This is a genomic window from Bradyrhizobium sp. SZCCT0153 (genome assembly GCF_018129995.1).
Lineage (GTDB): Bacteria > Pseudomonadota > Alphaproteobacteria > Rhizobiales > Xanthobacteraceae > Bradyrhizobium > Bradyrhizobium japonicum_G.
In genome coordinates this window covers 836999-851548 of the sequence record NZ_JAFCKS010000001.1, presented here as the reverse complement: position 1 = coordinate 851548, position 14550 = coordinate 836999, and the positions used below count along the sequence as shown (strand labels likewise).

Annotated in this window: 13 protein-coding genes; 7 read left to right on the top strand and 6 right to left on the bottom strand. The window is 65.1% G+C overall.

The window, feature by feature from the left end:
• Positions 1–3: 3 nt before the first annotated feature.
• Both JQ572_RS04235 and JQ572_RS04230 read right to left on the bottom strand, forming a co-directional pair.
• Positions 4–1113, bottom strand: coding sequence for a M48 family metallopeptidase (locus tag JQ572_RS04235; protein WP_211381699.1), 1110 nt, complete (start codon positions 1111–1113; stop codon positions 4–6).
• A 3-nt stretch (positions 1114–1116) separates the two neighbouring features.
• Positions 1117–2271, bottom strand: a complete 1155-nt coding sequence (locus JQ572_RS04230) for a YjgN family protein (RefSeq protein WP_372703108.1) — start codon at positions 2269–2271, stop codon at positions 1117–1119.
• Positions 2272–2572: 301 nt separating this feature from the next.
• Here JQ572_RS04230 and JQ572_RS04225 point away from each other — a divergent pair, with 301 nt between their 5' ends.
• Positions 2573–3838, top strand: coding sequence for a cytochrome P450 (locus JQ572_RS04225; protein ID WP_211381698.1), 1266 nt, complete (start codon positions 2573–2575; stop codon positions 3836–3838).
• 228 nt (positions 3839–4066) lie between these two features.
• On the top strand, positions 4067–5341 hold the full coding sequence (locus JQ572_RS04220) for a cytochrome P450 (RefSeq protein WP_211381697.1): 1275 nt from the start codon (positions 4067–4069) through the stop codon (positions 5339–5341).
• A gap of 227 nt (positions 5342–5568) precedes the next feature.
• Here the strand turns inward: JQ572_RS04220 and JQ572_RS04215 are convergent, their stop codons facing one another.
• The gene (locus tag JQ572_RS04215; RefSeq protein WP_211381696.1) at positions 5569–6489 is read right to left on the bottom strand and encodes a LysR substrate-binding domain-containing protein; all 921 of its coding nucleotides are present in this window, start codon (positions 6487–6489) and stop codon (positions 5569–5571) included.
• 125 nt (positions 6490–6614) lie between these two features.
• Here JQ572_RS04215 and JQ572_RS04210 point away from each other — a divergent pair, with 125 nt between their 5' ends.
• The 4 genes from JQ572_RS04210 (at position 6615) to mdlC (ending at position 11533) form a co-directional block, all read left to right on the top strand.
• Positions 6615–7784 carry an acyl-CoA dehydrogenase family protein gene (locus JQ572_RS04210; protein WP_211381695.1) on the top strand — a complete coding sequence of 390 codons (1170 nt, stop codon included), beginning with the start codon at positions 6615–6617 and terminating at the stop codon, positions 7782–7784.
• Positions 7785–7794: 10 nt separating this feature from the next.
• Positions 7795–8898 carry a CaiB/BaiF CoA transferase family protein gene (locus JQ572_RS04205; protein WP_211381694.1) on the top strand — a complete coding sequence of 368 codons (1104 nt, stop codon included), beginning with the start codon at positions 7795–7797 and terminating at the stop codon, positions 8896–8898.
• Positions 8899–8912: 14 nt separating this feature from the next.
• The gene (locus tag JQ572_RS04200; protein ID WP_211381693.1) at positions 8913–9764 is read left to right on the top strand and encodes an HTD2 family dehydratase; all 852 of its coding nucleotides are present in this window, start codon (positions 8913–8915) and stop codon (positions 9762–9764) included.
• Positions 9765–9910: 146 nt separating this feature from the next.
• Positions 9911–11533, top strand: a complete 1623-nt coding sequence (gene mdlC, locus JQ572_RS04195; protein ID WP_211381692.1) for a benzoylformate decarboxylase — start codon at positions 9911–9913, stop codon at positions 11531–11533.
• Positions 11534–11537: 4 nt separating this feature from the next.
• Here the strand turns inward: mdlC and JQ572_RS04190 are convergent, their stop codons facing one another.
• Positions 11538–12314: an SDR family NAD(P)-dependent oxidoreductase gene (locus JQ572_RS04190; protein WP_211381691.1), complete on the bottom strand. Its 777-nt coding sequence runs from the start codon at positions 12312–12314 to the stop codon at positions 11538–11540.
• Positions 12315–12390: 76 nt separating this feature from the next.
• Between JQ572_RS04190 and JQ572_RS04185 the strand changes: the two genes are divergently transcribed.
• Positions 12391–12852 (top strand): MarR family winged helix-turn-helix transcriptional regulator, encoded by a 462-nt coding sequence (locus JQ572_RS04185; RefSeq protein ID WP_211381690.1) that lies wholly within the window; start codon positions 12391–12393, stop codon positions 12850–12852.
• Between the two features lie 70 nt (positions 12853–12922).
• Here JQ572_RS04185 and JQ572_RS04180 read toward each other — a convergent pair whose 3' ends face one another.
• Both JQ572_RS04180 and trhA read right to left on the bottom strand, forming a co-directional pair.
• Positions 12923–13717 carry an SDR family oxidoreductase gene (locus JQ572_RS04180; RefSeq protein WP_211381689.1) on the bottom strand — a complete coding sequence of 265 codons (795 nt, stop codon included), beginning with the start codon at positions 13715–13717 and terminating at the stop codon, positions 12923–12925.
• A 63-nt stretch (positions 13718–13780) separates the two neighbouring features.
• On the bottom strand, positions 13781–14476 hold the full coding sequence (gene trhA / locus JQ572_RS04175) for a PAQR family membrane homeostasis protein TrhA (RefSeq protein ID WP_211381688.1): 696 nt from the start codon (positions 14474–14476) through the stop codon (positions 13781–13783).
• Positions 14477–14550 lie beyond the last annotated feature (74 nt).

Genomic DNA, 14550 nt, shown 5'->3' with positions numbered 1-14550 from the left:
AGCTCAGATCTTCCCGCTGCCGCAAATCCCCTTCAGCGCCTGCCACTCCTTATCCGTCAGCAGCGGCGGGCCGCTTGGAGGGCGATCCTCCCTGGTCATGCGTGCGAGGCGGTCCTCGGTCAGCGGATGGCTCGCCAGGATCGAGGTGAGGCCGCCGCCTTCCTTGCCGGTGATGCGGAACATCAGCTCGGCCGCCGGCTTCGGTGAGCGCCCGAGCTTGTGCATGATCTCGATCGCGAACGTGTCGGCAGCGGCTTCCGCCTCGCGCGAATAGGAGGCTTCGACCACGCTGCGCGAGGCGAAGATCACGGCGCTCGAACCGGTGACGTCGCCGAACAGCAGGCCGATCAGGAACGAGGTGCCGCCGTTGTAGATCAGGCCGCGCATGTTGTCGTAATGCTTGAGATGGCCGAGCTCGTGGGCGAGGATGCCGGCGATCTCGTCGGGGTTCTCCGCCTTGTCGAGCAGGCCCCTCAGCACGTAGACCTTGCCGCCGGGCAGCGCGAACGCGTTCGGCACGGAAGTCGGCAGCACGCCCGCCGTCACGGAATCGTCGTCGAGACCGGCGGCATCGCGCAGGCGGTTGACGAGCTTGACGAAGGCGGCCTTGCCTGAGGGGTCTTCGCATACGTTGCGCCCGAAGATGGTCTTCACCTGGACTTCCGACGCATCGCCGATGCGCCGCTCGATCGGTTTCGGCACCAGCGGCGCGAGACGGTCGGCGGCGAGCGGCACGCCGAACAGCACGACACAGACGATGGAACCGGCGGCCGCCACCGACCAGCCGACGATTTTTACCACGCCACGACGCGAGGTCTGGTGCTCGTCGAGATGCATGCAGCGGACGGTGACGTCGGCGGCCAGCGCGGCATCGCGGATTTCGAGGCGCGCCAGGGACGGCGCGGACGTGCAGGCAAGACGCAAGATTCCGGCCGGACTGTCGGCGCGGCGAATGTCAGCATAGGCCCAGCTCACGGGCGCCCCGCCCTCCTCGGCAATCTCGAGCGCTTGACCGAGCGCCAGCGTCACCTGCCGCCTGCGGCTCGACACGCCGTCGAAGAAGATCGTCGGCCTTGCGGACTGCGCCGGGATCTCGGTGGACACCTCACTCACAGCTCAGAATCCCGCGACATCGAGCCCATCGGCAAAGCCTTCGCCGAGCGCGCTGGCGAGTTCACCGCTGCCACGCACGTCCGCCGCAGCGCCGATGTTGTGCACCTCGACGGTCTCCAGCACCTTGGCCCAGAGATCGCGCTGGAGATAGACCCGCATGACGATGTTGAGGGCAAGGGCCAGCGCGAAGTAGCCGATCACCATCATCACCAGCATCGGGATGCTCTTGGCGGCATTGTCGGGCCCGAAGGCCTGCTCGGCCGGAACGCCGCTGAGCGTGACGACGAGCATGGTCGCGCCGCCGAGATAGGCGCCGAAAATGGCCGAGAGCAGCGTCCACCAGCCGATCACTTTCCAGTACAGGCCGTAGAAGGCATCGTGCGGCAACTTCGAGGACAGGCTGACGCCGCCGATGCGGATGCCGTCGAGCCACCAGCGCCATTCGCGCGCCTTGAACTCGGCATAAAAGAACGGGGCGAGCGGGAAGATCACAATTGCGATCGGGCTGAGCAGCCACAGCCACCAGCCGCGCTTGAAGAAGGTCCAGCCGTCGGCGGCGAAATCGCCGCGCAAATCGCCGTAATGGGTGTGCCGCATCTTGTAGCGTTCGAGCGAGGCCTCGCGCCAGGGCAGCGCCAGGCCGAGCGTCAGGAACACCAGCAGGCCCCACAGCATGGCACGGAACGAATAGGCCCAGCCGGAGCCGTCCATCCAGAACCGCACGCCGCGCCAGACCGTGCGCGTCAGCCGATAGCGCCGCGCGCGAAAGATCGCGAACTGACCGAAGGCGTAGAAGCTGATGAACAGCGGCGTCGAGGCAAAGCCCTGCCACCGCTCGAACTCGATACCGACGAGGAAATAGGCGAGATAGATCGGCACCAGGATTGCCAGCGCGAACAGGAAGCCGATCAACAGCTCCTTGCCGCGGCCGGTATATTCGGCGGCGTCGCCGTCGATCGACGTGTCCGTCCACAAATGACGACGGATGTCGGTGACGAGCCAGAACCGGTAGAAGCCGAACGTGACCAGCTCCAGCATGGCACCCTTGGTGACCATTTTGCGGAACGCGGAGCGGTCACCGGTGAAGTCGACCCGCGTGGGCGGCAGCGGCGGGGGTAAGGGTTCGGAACCGATGGGGGCCCATTGCATGTCGTTCACGGCGGCAACCTCGGGATGTCGGCCTGGTGCGATCAAACTATAGATCAGAGATTGGTCGATCCCCAAGGCGGGCGGGTTCGATTCACCTCGATTCCAGTCGGTTTTCGCACGTCTCCGCAGCCGAGGGCGTGCGGGAGATCACGTTGACACATCCGCGTGACGGCCGATCAACCCTCTCGCAAAGGTTGGATGTGGCAAAACTCTCCCTTGCTCCGGCGCGGACAACCGGCTGTAATTGCAAATCAAATACCGCAGCGCAGAATTCAACGAGAACGCGCGGTTCATGTCAGGGAGAGCGGTCATGCATGGGACCATCGAGAACGCGGCGAAGCTCGACGCGTTACGCGCGCGCGCCACGTCATTGCCGCTGGAGCAGTTCGATCCGGGCGATCCCGAGCTGTTCAGGACGGATACATTCTGGCCCTATTTCGACCGCCTGCGCCGGGAAGATCCCGTGCACTATTGCAAGGATTCGATGTTCGGGCCGTACTGGTCGGTGACGCGCTACAACGACATCATGGAGATCGAGACCAACCATTCGGTGTTCTCCTCGGCCTCCTCGCTCGGCGGCATCACCATCCGCGACATCGATCCGGATCTGCGCCGCGAGAGCTTCATCTCGATGGACCCGCCGCGGCACGCCGCCCAGCGCAAAACCGTGGCGCCGATGTTCACGCCGACGCATCTGGACAATCTCGCGCTCAGCATCCGCGAGCGCTCGGCCGAGTGCCTCGACAATCTGCCGCGTGGCGAAGTGTTCGACTGGGTCGACCGCGTCTCGATCGAACTGACCACGCAGATGCTTGCGGTGCTGTTCGACTTTCCCTGGGAGGATCGCCGCAAACTGACGCGCTGGTCGGACATCGCCACCACGATTCCCGGGCCCGACGGCCTCGTCGCCACCGAGGACGAGCGGCAGGCCGAACTGACCGAATGCGCGGGCTATTTCGCGCGCCTGTGGAAGGAGCGCATCGCGCAGCCGCCGAAGAGCGATCTGCTCTCGATGATGGCGCATGGAGCCGCGACACGCGACATGGACGCGAAGAACTTCCTCGGCAATCTCGTCCTTTTGATCGTCGGCGGCAACGACACCACCCGCAATACCATGTCGGGCTCGATCTACGCACTGAGCCAGCATCCTGAGCAATATCGCAAGCTGCGCGAGAATCCCGGCCTGCTCGACAGCTTCGTGCCGGAGGTGATCCGCTGGCAGACGCCGCTGGCGCACATGCGCCGCACCGCACTCGCCGACTTCGAGTTCCGCGGCAAGCAGATCAAGAAAGGTGACAAGGTCGTGATGTGGTACGTCTCGGGCAACCGCGACGCCGAGGCGATCGAAAAGCCCTACGATTTCATCATTGACCGCGCCCGGCCGCGCACGCATCTGTCCTTCGGCTTCGGCATCCACCGCTGCGTCGGCTTGCGGCTTGCCGAACTCCAGCTCAAGATTATCTGGGAGGAGATCCTGAAGCGATTCGACCATATCGACGTGGTCGGCGAACCCAAGCGGGTCTATTCGAGTTTCGTGAAGGGTTTGGAAACGCTGCCGGTGAAGATTACGGCGTGAGTTCGAGCTATAACCCACGAGGATACTGCCCCCTCTCCCGCTCGCGGGAGAGGGTTGGGGAAAGGGTATCTCCGCAACGGGACAATCCCCTGGAGGAGAAAGCCCTCACCCGGCGCTGCGCCTTAGCCGAGCCTTCGCCTTGGCGTTCTTGAGATGTCGGCCGCCGGAGGCGGCCTGTGCCTCTCCCGCAAGCGGGAGAGGTTGGAAACAAACACTGGAGCTACCAACATGAACATCCAGACTCCGGTCAAGACCGACAAGGCCGAACGCATGCGCAAGGCCCGCGAGGAGGCCTATGCGACGCCGCTGTCGCACTTCCATCCCGGCGCGCCCCGGCTGTTCCAGGACGACACCTTGTGGCCGTGGTTCGAGCGGCTGCGCAAGGAAGAGCCGGTGCACTACTGCACCAACGCGCCGATCGAGCCGTACTGGTCGGTGGTGAAGTACAACGACATCATGCATGTCGACACCAACCACGCCCTGTTCTCCTCCGATTCAACGCTCGGCGGCATCGGGATCCGCGACGTGCCGGAAGGTTATGACTGGCCGAGCTTCATCGCCATGGACCAGCCGCGTCATTCGTCGCAGCGCAAGACGGTGTCGCCGATGTTCACGCCGACCCATCTGGACGAACTGGCAAAACTGATCCGCCAGCGCTCGCAGACCGTGCTCGACAATCTGCCGCGCAACGAGACCTTCAATTTCGTCGAGCGCGTCTCGATCGAGCTGACGACGCAGATGCTGGCTACCCTGTTCGACTTCCCCTGGGAAGAACGGCGCAAGCTGACGCGCTGGTCGGATGTCGCGACCGCGCTGCCCAAGAGCGGCATCGTCGCATCCGCCGAGGAGCGCCGCCGCGAGATGGACGAGTGCTACGCGTACATGTCCAAGCTGTGGAACGAACGCGTCAACTCCGCGCCGCGCAACGACCTATTGTCGCTGATGGCGCACAACGACGCCACGCGCTTCATGGACCCCGACAACCTCATGGGCAACATCATCCTGCTCATCGTCGGCGGCAACGACACCACGCGCAACACCATGACCGGCTCGGTGCTGGCGCTGAGCGAGAACCCGGACCAATACGACAAGCTCCGCGCCAACCCGGAACTGATCGATTCCATGGTGCCCGAGGTGATCCGCTGGCAGACCCCGCTCGCGCATATGCGGCGCACCGCGCTTGCCGATACCGAGATCGGCGGCAAGCACATCAAGAAAGGCGACCGCGTCGTGATGTGGTACGTCTCCGGCAACCGCGACGAGGAGATGTTCGAGAAGCCGAACGACTTCATCATCGACCGCCCGCGGCCGCGCACCCATCTCTCCTTCGGCTTCGGCATCCACCGCTGTGTCGGCATGCGCCTCGCCGAGCTGCAGCTCAAGATCGTCTGGGAGGAGATGCTGAAGCGCTTCGACCGCATCGAGGTGGTGGGCGAGCCGAAGCGGATCTATTCGAGCTTCATCAAGGGGTACGAGTCGCTGCCGGTGCGGATTCCGGGGTAGACCCTAGCCTCCGTCATTGCGAACGCAGCGAAGCAATCCAGAATCCCTCCGCGGAAACAGTCTGGATCGCTTCGCTGCGCTCGCAATGACGAGTTGTGGATGCATATGCGCGTCACGGCCGCGCAGGCGAGCGCGGCGGCCACCTCCAGCTATAAAATTTCGGCATGACAGCTCGCGCCAGATGCGAAGGCACGATGGCGCGCGGCTGTTCTACGACAAGCGCGCATCTAACTCAACTTGATGTCCCACACGCCGTCCTTGCGGCAGGCGGCGACCTCCTCGCGCAGGAGGGCGGTGACGGCAAGCGAGGCCGTCGAGACCGGGCGGTCGATTGGAGAAGCGAATATGAGCTCGCGCGTCATCGGCTTGGATACGACAGCGGTTTCCAGTCGCCCGTCGGCGACCTCGCCGTGGACCGACGAGGGCGGCAGCAGCGCGAAGCCGAGGCCTTCCTCGACAAGGCTGGTCAGCACACGGAACGAATCCGCCTCGAGCTGGACGTTGAGCTTGATCTTGCGCTGGGCCGCCGCATGCTCGATCAGCGCGCGGAGACCGTGGGAATGACTGGGCAGCACCAGCCGCTGCCGCAGCAGCCAGCCGATCTCGACGTTCTTCCTGCGCGCAAGGCCGCAGCCGCGCGGGCCGACCGCGACGATGTTGTCGCGGCCGAGGCTTTCCACATTGAGATGCAGATCGGCGGAGCGGCCATAGAGGATGGCGAGGTCCATCTCGCCGCGATGCAGCCATTCGACGAGATGGCCGCTGTAGCTCTCGACGATGCGCAGCGAGATGCCGGGAAACTTCTCGACGCAGCGCCGCGCGAAACGCGCCGACAGCACGCAGCTCACGGTCGGAACCAGGCCGAGCACGACCTGACCGGACAGCGGCCCCTTGGCCGACTGGATGTCGTCGCGGATCTGGTCGATCTGCCGCACGATGCCGGCGGTGCGCGCCAGCAAGAGACGGCCCGCCTCCGTCAGCACCATGCCGCGACCGTTGCGCGTGAACAATTCGGTGCGCAGCTCGTGTTCCAGCAGCTTGATCTGCCGGCTCAGCGCCGGCTGCGCCACGCGCAACGTGTCGGACGCCTTGGAGAGGCTGCCGAGCTCCGCCACGCAACTGAAGGTCCTGAGCTGACGGAAATCCATGCTTGCCAATCCTGGAAGGCTACTCCATACGCTATAGCAAATGAGCATAGGGGGATGGCGTTGTTTTCACAACGCCAGAGGATTGGCCGGCGTTATCTTAACCGCCGCACCCAACGGGAAACGCCATGAGTGAAGATCACCAGACCGAAGATCACGCCGACATCCGCGAAGCCGTCGCAAAGCTCTGCGCGCAGTTTCCCGGCGAATACTGGCGCAAGCTCGATCGCGAGATGGCCTACCCCAAGGCCTTCGTCGATGCGCTGACAGAGGCCGGTTACCTCTCGGTGCTGATCCCCGAGGAATATGGCGGCGCGGGCCTGAAGCTGTCCGCGGCCGCGGCGATCCTCGAAGAGATCCAGCGCGCCGGCTGCAACGGCGGCGGCTGCCACGCCCAGATGTACACGATGGGCACGGTGCTGCGGCATGGCAATGACGAGCAGAAGGCCAAATATCTGCCGAAGGTCGCGAGCGGCGAATTACGGCTGCAGGCGTTCGGCGTCACCGAGCCGACCAGCGGCACCGACACCACCTCGCTGAAGACCTTTGCGCGCAAGGACGGCAACGCCGGCTACATCGTCAACGGCCAGAAGATCTGGACCAGCCGTGCCGAGCATTCCGACCTGATGCTGCTGCTGGCGCGCACCACGCCGAAGGACGAGGTCAAGAAGCGCACCGATGGGCTCTCGGTGTTCATCGTCGACATGCGCGAGGCCAAGAACAGGGGCCTCGAGATCCGCCCGATCCGCACGATGATGAACCACGCCACCACCGAAGTGTTCTTCACCGACATGAAGGTGCCGGCGGAGAATCTGATCGGCGAGGAAGGCAAGGGCTTTCGCTACATCCTCTCCGGCATGAATGCCGAGCGCATCCTGATCGCGGCCGAATGCGTCGGCGATGCAAAGTGGTTCATCGCGAAGGCCACGAACTACGCCAAGGAGCGCAGCGTTTTCGGCCGGCCGATCGGCCAGAACCAGGGCATCCAGTTCCCGATCGCCAAGGCCTACGCCGCGATGCGCGCAGCCGAATTGATGGTGAAGGAAGCCACGCGCAAGTACGAGGCCGGGCTCGACTGCGGCGCGGAAGCCAACATGGCGAAAATGCTCGCGGCCGATGCGTCCTGGGAAGCGGCCAATGCCTGCGTCCAGACCCATGGCGGTTTCGGTTTCGCCGAGGAATACGACGTCGAGCGCAAATTCCGCGAGACGCGGCTCTACCAGGTGGCGCCGATCTCGACCAACCTCGTGCTCTCCTTCATCGCCGAGCACGTGCTCGGCATGCCCCGCTCGTACTGAGGCAGCAATCATGGGCGCATTGGACGGGATTAGGGTGATCGCGGTCGAGCAGGCGGTGGCAGCGCCGTTCTGCTCGTCGCGGCTGGCGGATGCCGGCGCGGAGGTGATCAAGATCGAACGGCCGGAGGGCGATTTCGCCCGCGGTTACGATGCCGCGGCCAAAGGCCAGAGCAGCTATTTCGTCTGGCTCAACCGCGGCAAGCAGTCAGCGGTGGTCGATCTTGCCACCAAGGAAGGTTGCGCCGAGCTGGAGAAGCTGATCGCCAGCGCCGACGTGCTGATCCAGAACCTCAAGCCGGGCTCGATGGACAAGCTCGGCTTCTCGCGCGAGCGGCTGCTGAAGGACTATCCAAAGCTGATTTCCTGCACCATCACCGGCTATGGCGACGAGGGTCCCTACGCGCACCGCAAGGCCTATGATCTCTTGATCCAGGCCGAGAGCGGCCTTGCCTCGATCACCGGCAATCCCGACGGCGCCTCGCGCGTCGGCATGTCGATCGTCGACGTCGCGACCGGCGCCACCGCGCATGCAGCGATCCTGGAGGCGCTGATCGGCCGGGGCCGCACCGGCAAGGGTGCCGACATCCGCATCTCCATGTTCGACGTGATGGCCGACTGGTGCACCGTGCCGCTGCTGAATTCCGAAGCCGGCAATCCGCCCAAGCGCATGGGCCTGCGCCACCCCTCGATCGCGCCCTACGGCGTGTTCACGTCCAGCGACGGCAAGGACATTCTGATCTCGATCCAGAGCGAGCGTGAGTGGAAGACGCTGTGCGCGAAGGTGCTCGACCAGCCGGACCTGCCGGCTGACCCCCGCGTCGCCAACATGGTCGAGCGCGTGCGCAACCGCGATTTCACCGACAAGACGGTCGCGGACAGCTTTGGCAAGATGAGGCGCGACGAGCTGCTCAAGCGGCTGTCGGACGCCGACATCGCCTTCGCCGAGGTCAACACCATGGCCGACCTCACCAACCATCCGCATCTGCGCCGCATCGAGGTCGACACGCCGAACGGCCGCGTCAGCTATCCCGCGCCGGCGCCGATCATCGTCGGCGAGACGCGCGCCTACGGCGCTGTGCCAGCGATCGGCGAAAAGCCACAATCCAGGACATAACAGAGCGAGGCGTCATGACCGAGCAGCTCGACATCGATCATCTCAGGCAATGGATCGGCCGCAGCACGGAGGCCACCGACGTCGTCACCGCGCAGCTCGTCAAGGGTCTTCGGGCGACACTTTTCCAGGACGTGGGCGAGCCCAAGTCCGGCGATGCCGCGCCGTTCACGGTGCATTGGTGCCTGGCACAGCCGGTGTTTCCGATGTCGATGCTCGGGCCCGACGGGCATCCGACCCGCGGCGGCTTCCTGCCGCCGGTGCCGCTGCCGCGCCGGATGTGGGCCGGCGGCGAGATCGAATTTTTGCAGCCCTTGCACGTCGGCGATGAATCGACCCGGACTTCGCGCATTGCCGACGTGACGGTAAAGACCGGATCGACCGGCACGCTGTGCTTCGTCGCGGTCGAGCACAGCATCTCCTCGCCGCGCGGCACTGCCATCCGCGAACGCCAGGACATCGTCTATCGCGAGATGACGACGACGCCGACCGCGCCGGCAAAGGCCCCGCCTCCGCCGCCGAAGGCGCAGCATCGCGAGACCCATGTCTCTGATCCCGTGCTGCTGTTTCGGTATTCCGCGCTGACCTTCAACGGCCATCGCATCCATTACGACCGCGACTACGTCACCAAGGTCGAGGGCTATCCGGGCCTGGTCTTCCACGGCCCGTTGCAGGCCGCGTTGATCATCGAGATGGCGGCAAAGCTGCGCGGCGGCAGAGCGCCGAAGAAGTTTTCGTATCGCGGTCTGCAGCCGCTGTTCGAGGGTTCGGAGTTTTCGATCAACGCCAATGAGACCGAGGCGGGCATGGAGCTTTGGACCGCGAATGCCGAGGGGCAGCCGACGATGAAGGGCACGGCGGTGTGGTAGGCCGCTGCTGTTTCCTCCTCGTCATTGCGAGCGCAGCGAAGCAATCCAGAGTCCCTCCGCGGAGATGGTCTGGATTGCTTCGTCGCAAGGGCTCCTCGCAATGACGGTGGGTCTACGAGCGTCGGTAATCAACAGGGACGGAAACCATGGCAAAGAACGGCAAGAGCGGCAGCAAATCCGTCACCGTCAAGCAGGCCACGCTCGACCTGCTGCGGTCGTTCGGCATCAAAAAAGTGTTCGGCAATCCCGGCTCGACCGAGCTGCCGTTCCTGAGCGACTGGCCCGACGACATCGACTACGTGCTGGCGCTGCAGGAAGCCTCCGCCGTCGGCATGGCCGATGGCTACGCGCAGGCGACGAGCAATGCCGGTTTCGTCAATCTGCATTCGGCGGCCGGCGTCGGCAACGCGCTCGGCAACATCTACACCGCGCATCGCAACCAGACACCGCTCGTCATCACCGCGGGCCAGCAGGCGCGTTCGATCCTCCCCTTGCAGGCGTTCCTCTATGCCGAGCGCGCGTCGGAGTTTCCGAGGCCATATGTGAAGTACAGCGTCGAGCCGGCGCGGCCCGAGGACGTGCCGGCCGCGATCGCGCGCGCCTATTACACCGCGATGCAGCCGCCCTGCGGGCCGACCTTCGTGTCGATCCCGATCGACGACTGGGCGCATGCGACGGCTCCGGTCGAGGCGCGCAAGGTCAGCCGCGAGATCGGGCCCGAGCCTGATGCGATGAAGGCGCTGGTCACAGCGCTCGGTTCGGCAAAGCACCCCGCGCTCGTGGTCGGCCCCGGCGTCGATCGCGCGGGCGCTGTCGACCTCATGGTGCGCGTGGCCGAGAAGGCGAAGGCGAGCGTCTGGGTCAGCCCGTTCTCGGCGCGCTGCTCGTTCCCCGAGCGCCATCCGCAGTTCGCGGGCTTCCTGCACGCCTCGCCCGCACAGCTCTCCGATGCGCTGCGCGAGCACGATCTCGTCGTCGTCGTCGGCGCGCCGGTGTTCACCTTCCATGTCGAGGGCCACGCCGCGATCTTCGATGGCGGCGCGACGATCTTCCAGATCACCGACGACCCGGATGCCGCCGCGGTCACACCGTTCGGCACCAGCATCATCGCCACGATGAAGCCGGCGCTAAGCCTGCTGCTCGACCTCCTGCCGGAGAGCAAACGTGTGGCGCCGAAAGGCCGCACGCTGCCGCCGGCGCCGCAAGCCGGCGAGCCGCTGCCGGTGGAGTTCTTGTTGCACGCGCTGTCGCAGGCGATGCCGGACGGCAGCTCGCTGGTGGAGGAAGTGCCCTCGCACCGGCCGGCGATGCAAAAATTCATGCCGATGCGCGGCCAGGACAGTTTCTACACCATGTCGAGCGGCGGCCTCGGCTACTCCCTGCCCGCCGCGGTCGGCATGGCGCTCGGCAAGCCGAAGAGCCGCACCGTGTGCCTGATCGGCGACGGCTCGGCGATGTATTCGATCCAGGCGCTGTGGACCGCCGCGCAGCGAAAACTGCCGCTCACCGTCGTCGTCATCAACAATTCCGGCTACGGCGCGATGCGCTCGTTCAGCCAGGTGATGCAGGTGCGCAACGTGCCGGGACTGGAGCTGCCGGGCATCGATTTCGTCCGGCTCGCCGAAGGCATGGGCTGCGATGCGGTGCGGGTGACGAAGGCCGCGGAGCTCGGCGAAGCGCTCAAGCGCGGGATGGCATTCGCCGGCACGAGCCTCGTCGAGGTGATCGTGGATTCAGCAGTTCCGGTGTTGTACGGACAGAAGCATTAGGGCGCTACGACGCCAGAAAGCCCCCATCCGCCGCGAGCACGTGCCCGACCACGTAGGATGACGCGTCGGACGACAGCCACACCACGGCTTCCGCAACTTCCTCCGGGCTCCCCATCCGCCGCAGCGGCAGGCCTGCACTGACGGTTGCTATGTCGCCGACGCCGGCGCGCAGCATCATGTCGGTGACGACGCGGCCGGGGGCGATGGCGTTGATGCGGATGCCGCGCGAGGCGTTCTCCATCGCCGCCGAGCGCGTCAGCGAGATCGCGGCCGCCTTCGAGGCCGAATAGAGCGAGAATCCCGGGTTGGGATTGCGCACGCCGCTGACGGAGGCGTTGACCACGATGCTGCCACGCCCCTGCGCCAGCATCGCCGGCAATTGATAGCGCAGGCACAGGAACAGCGCGCGGACATTGGTGTCGAACACGCTGTCGTAGATGTCCATGCCCTGCTCTTCCAGCGGCGCGCGGCGCTCCTGGAAGCCCGCATTGTTGAAAGCGATGTCGAGCCGTCCGCAACGTTCGACGGCGGTGCGCACAAGGCGCGCAACATCGTCCTCCTGCGTGATGTCGGTCTTGACCGGGACGGCGTCCGCACCGAGCTCGCGGCACGCCGCGGCGGCGGCCTCGATCTCGGCCTCGCGCCTGCCCGCAATGACCACGGCCTCCGCACCTTCCGACGCCATCCGCAAGGCCGTGGCGCGGCCAATGCCGCTGCCGCCGCCCGTCACGAGGCAGACCTTGCCCCGCATCCGCATCCCCGCCGGCAAAGTTCCGCTCATGGTCCGCTCCAAAACGCTTGCGCGCGGCGCTCTCCGCATATAGTTGTATGATACAACTATATGCGGAGAGTCAAGCATGGCCGAGCTTGCGCTGATCGACGACATCCGTGCCGCTTCGCGCCTGATGGTGCGCGAGCTCGGCTTCATGGATGCGACGGTGGTGGCATCGGACTATCCGCCGTCGGCCGTGCACACCATTCTGGAGATCGGCATCCGGGGCCCGATGACATCGGGTGCGCTCGGCGATTTCCTGCGGCTGGAGAAATCCAGCGTCAGCCGTCTGGTGCGCAAGCTGATCGATTGCGGTGAGCTCAGGGAGACGGCCGATGAGACCGATGCGCGCAGCAAGTTGTTGTCGCTGACGGCGAAGGGCCGCCGCACACTGGAAGCGCTGCACGCCTTCGGTCGCCAGCAGGTGAGCGGGGCGCTGGCGGTGTTGACGGCCACGGAGCAGCGCACGGTGCGTAAGGGCATGATGCTCTATGCGCAGGCGTTGCGTCAGAGCCGGGCGGAGAACGAGGCGCAATCGGCGGCGTAACCACCGGTGTCGTCCCGGCGAAGGCCAGGCGAAGGCCGGGACGACGGCGAGTATTTGGCGCGAAGCTTCCCTACGTCCCGAACTCGTCCCGCATCTTGGCCTGGATCTTGGCCATGCCGCCGATCCAGCGGTCGTAGTTCTCGGTCTTCTTGCGCATGTAGCCGAGCACCTGGGGGTGCGGCAGGATCAGGAACGTTTCCTGCTCGAGGCCGGCGAGCACATCCTTGGCGACCTGCTCGGGCGTGAGATCGCCGTCGCCGGATTGCGGGCCCTTCGGGATCCCGCGCAGCATGTTGGTGTCGACGCCCTGCGGGCAGAGGATCGAGACCTTGATGTTGTCGGCCTTGTGCGAGATCGCGAGGTTTTCGGCGAAGCCCACCGCGGCATGCTTGGTGGTGGAATAAGCGGGGCTGCCGACCTGCGACAACAGGCCCGCGGCCGAGATGGTGTTGAGGAAATAGCCGCCGCCGCGCGCCTTCATGCGCGGGATCAGATGCCGCGCCGCATAGACATGCGCCATGACGTGGATCGCCCAGCTGCGCTGCCACGGCTCGTCGGAGGCGCCCCCGGCGTTGACCGACATCGGATCGAAGCCGCCGCCGATTCCGGCATTGGAGCAGAACAACTCGATCGGGCCGAACTGCCGTTCGGTTTCCTCGATGACATGGGCGATCTCTTTTTCCTGCGCGACGTCGCATCTGAAGGCCGCGCCATCCACAGTGGCAGCAACGGCCCTTGCGTTGGCGGCATCCATGTCGGCGACGACGACCTTCGCCGCGCCCGCGTCGTGAAACGCTTCGCACAGCGCCTTGCCGATGCCGTTGGCGCCGCCCGTGACGACCACGACCTTGCCGGTCACCTGCATGCGACGTCTCCTCTTGTCTTGTTTTGTCTTTTACCGCGGCTTGTACGGTTTCTTGGATCCTGCTCAGCTCAACACGAGGTCGAGCACCGCGGTATAATGGCACGCCGCGCCGGCCAAGACAAAGCCGTGCCAGATCGCATTCTGGAAGCGCAACCGCCGCCAGGCGTGGAAGATCACGCCAAAGCTATAGAGCAGGCCACCGGCAAGGATGAAATCCAGAACCAGCGCAGGTAGCGCCTTGACCACGGAATCATAGAGCATCACGCCGCTCCAACCCATTGCAAGGTAGATGCCGACCGCGCCGCGGTCGAACCGGCCGGGATAGCGAAGCTTCAGCACGATGCCGAGGATCGCGACGCACCAGACACAGACGAGCAGCACCAGCGCGAACACGCTGTCCTTCAGCTCCAGGATGAACGGCGTGTAGGTCGAGGCAATGAGCAGATAAATCGCGGAATGGTCGAACCGCCGCAGCAGCCATTTGACCGGCGAGACCGGCCAGAGATTATAGGTCGCCGACAGCACCAGCATCGAGAGCAGGCCGGCGACGTAGATCGAGACGCCGACGATGTCGGTGGCGTCGGCATAGACCACCGCGAGCACCACCAGGACGGTCGCGGCGACGATGCCGGCGAGGACGCCGACCGCATGGATGATTCCATCGGCGATCAGTTCGGCGCGGTCGTAATTCCAGCCGAACGCATCGGCGGCGGCGTGGACGGAATTGGATGCGAGTTGTTTCAGCTGGAAGACGGTCATGGCAATCCGCAAGGTGAGACGATGCTCTCTTGTATGGGTGTTTCGGGACCGGCGCGTCGTTCAATCGATTGATT

Bases quoted from the DNA above. Each gene is read 5' to 3' on its own strand.
- JQ572_RS04225 (WP_211381698.1), top strand. From the start codon at position 2,573: ATGCATGGGACCATCGAGAACGCGGCGAAGCTCGACGCGTTACGCGCG.
- JQ572_RS04220 (WP_211381697.1), top strand. From the start codon at position 4,067: ATGAACATCCAGACTCCGGTCAAGACCGACAAGGCCGAACGCATGCGC.
- JQ572_RS04215 (WP_211381696.1), bottom strand. From the start codon at position 6,489: ATGGATTTCCGTCAGCTCAGGACCTTCAGTTGCGTGGCGGAGCTCGGC.
- JQ572_RS04210 (WP_211381695.1), top strand. From the start codon at position 6,615: ATGAGTGAAGATCACCAGACCGAAGATCACGCCGACATCCGCGAAGCC.
- JQ572_RS04205 (WP_211381694.1), top strand. From the start codon at position 7,795: ATGGGCGCATTGGACGGGATTAGGGTGATCGCGGTCGAGCAGGCGGTG.
- JQ572_RS04200 (WP_211381693.1), top strand. From the start codon at position 8,913: ATGACCGAGCAGCTCGACATCGATCATCTCAGGCAATGGATCGGCCGC.
- mdlC (WP_211381692.1), top strand. From the start codon at position 9,911: ATGGCAAAGAACGGCAAGAGCGGCAGCAAATCCGTCACCGTCAAGCAG.
- JQ572_RS04190 (WP_211381691.1), bottom strand. From the start codon at position 12,314: ATGAGCGGAACTTTGCCGGCGGGGATGCGGATGCGGGGCAAGGTCTGC.
- JQ572_RS04185 (WP_211381690.1), top strand. From the start codon at position 12,391: ATGGCCGAGCTTGCGCTGATCGACGACATCCGTGCCGCTTCGCGCCTG.
- JQ572_RS04180 (WP_211381689.1), bottom strand. From the start codon at position 13,717: ATGCAGGTGACCGGCAAGGTCGTGGTCGTCACGGGCGGCGCCAACGGC.
- trhA (WP_211381688.1), bottom strand. From the start codon at position 14,476: ATGACCGTCTTCCAGCTGAAACAACTCGCATCCAATTCCGTCCACGCC.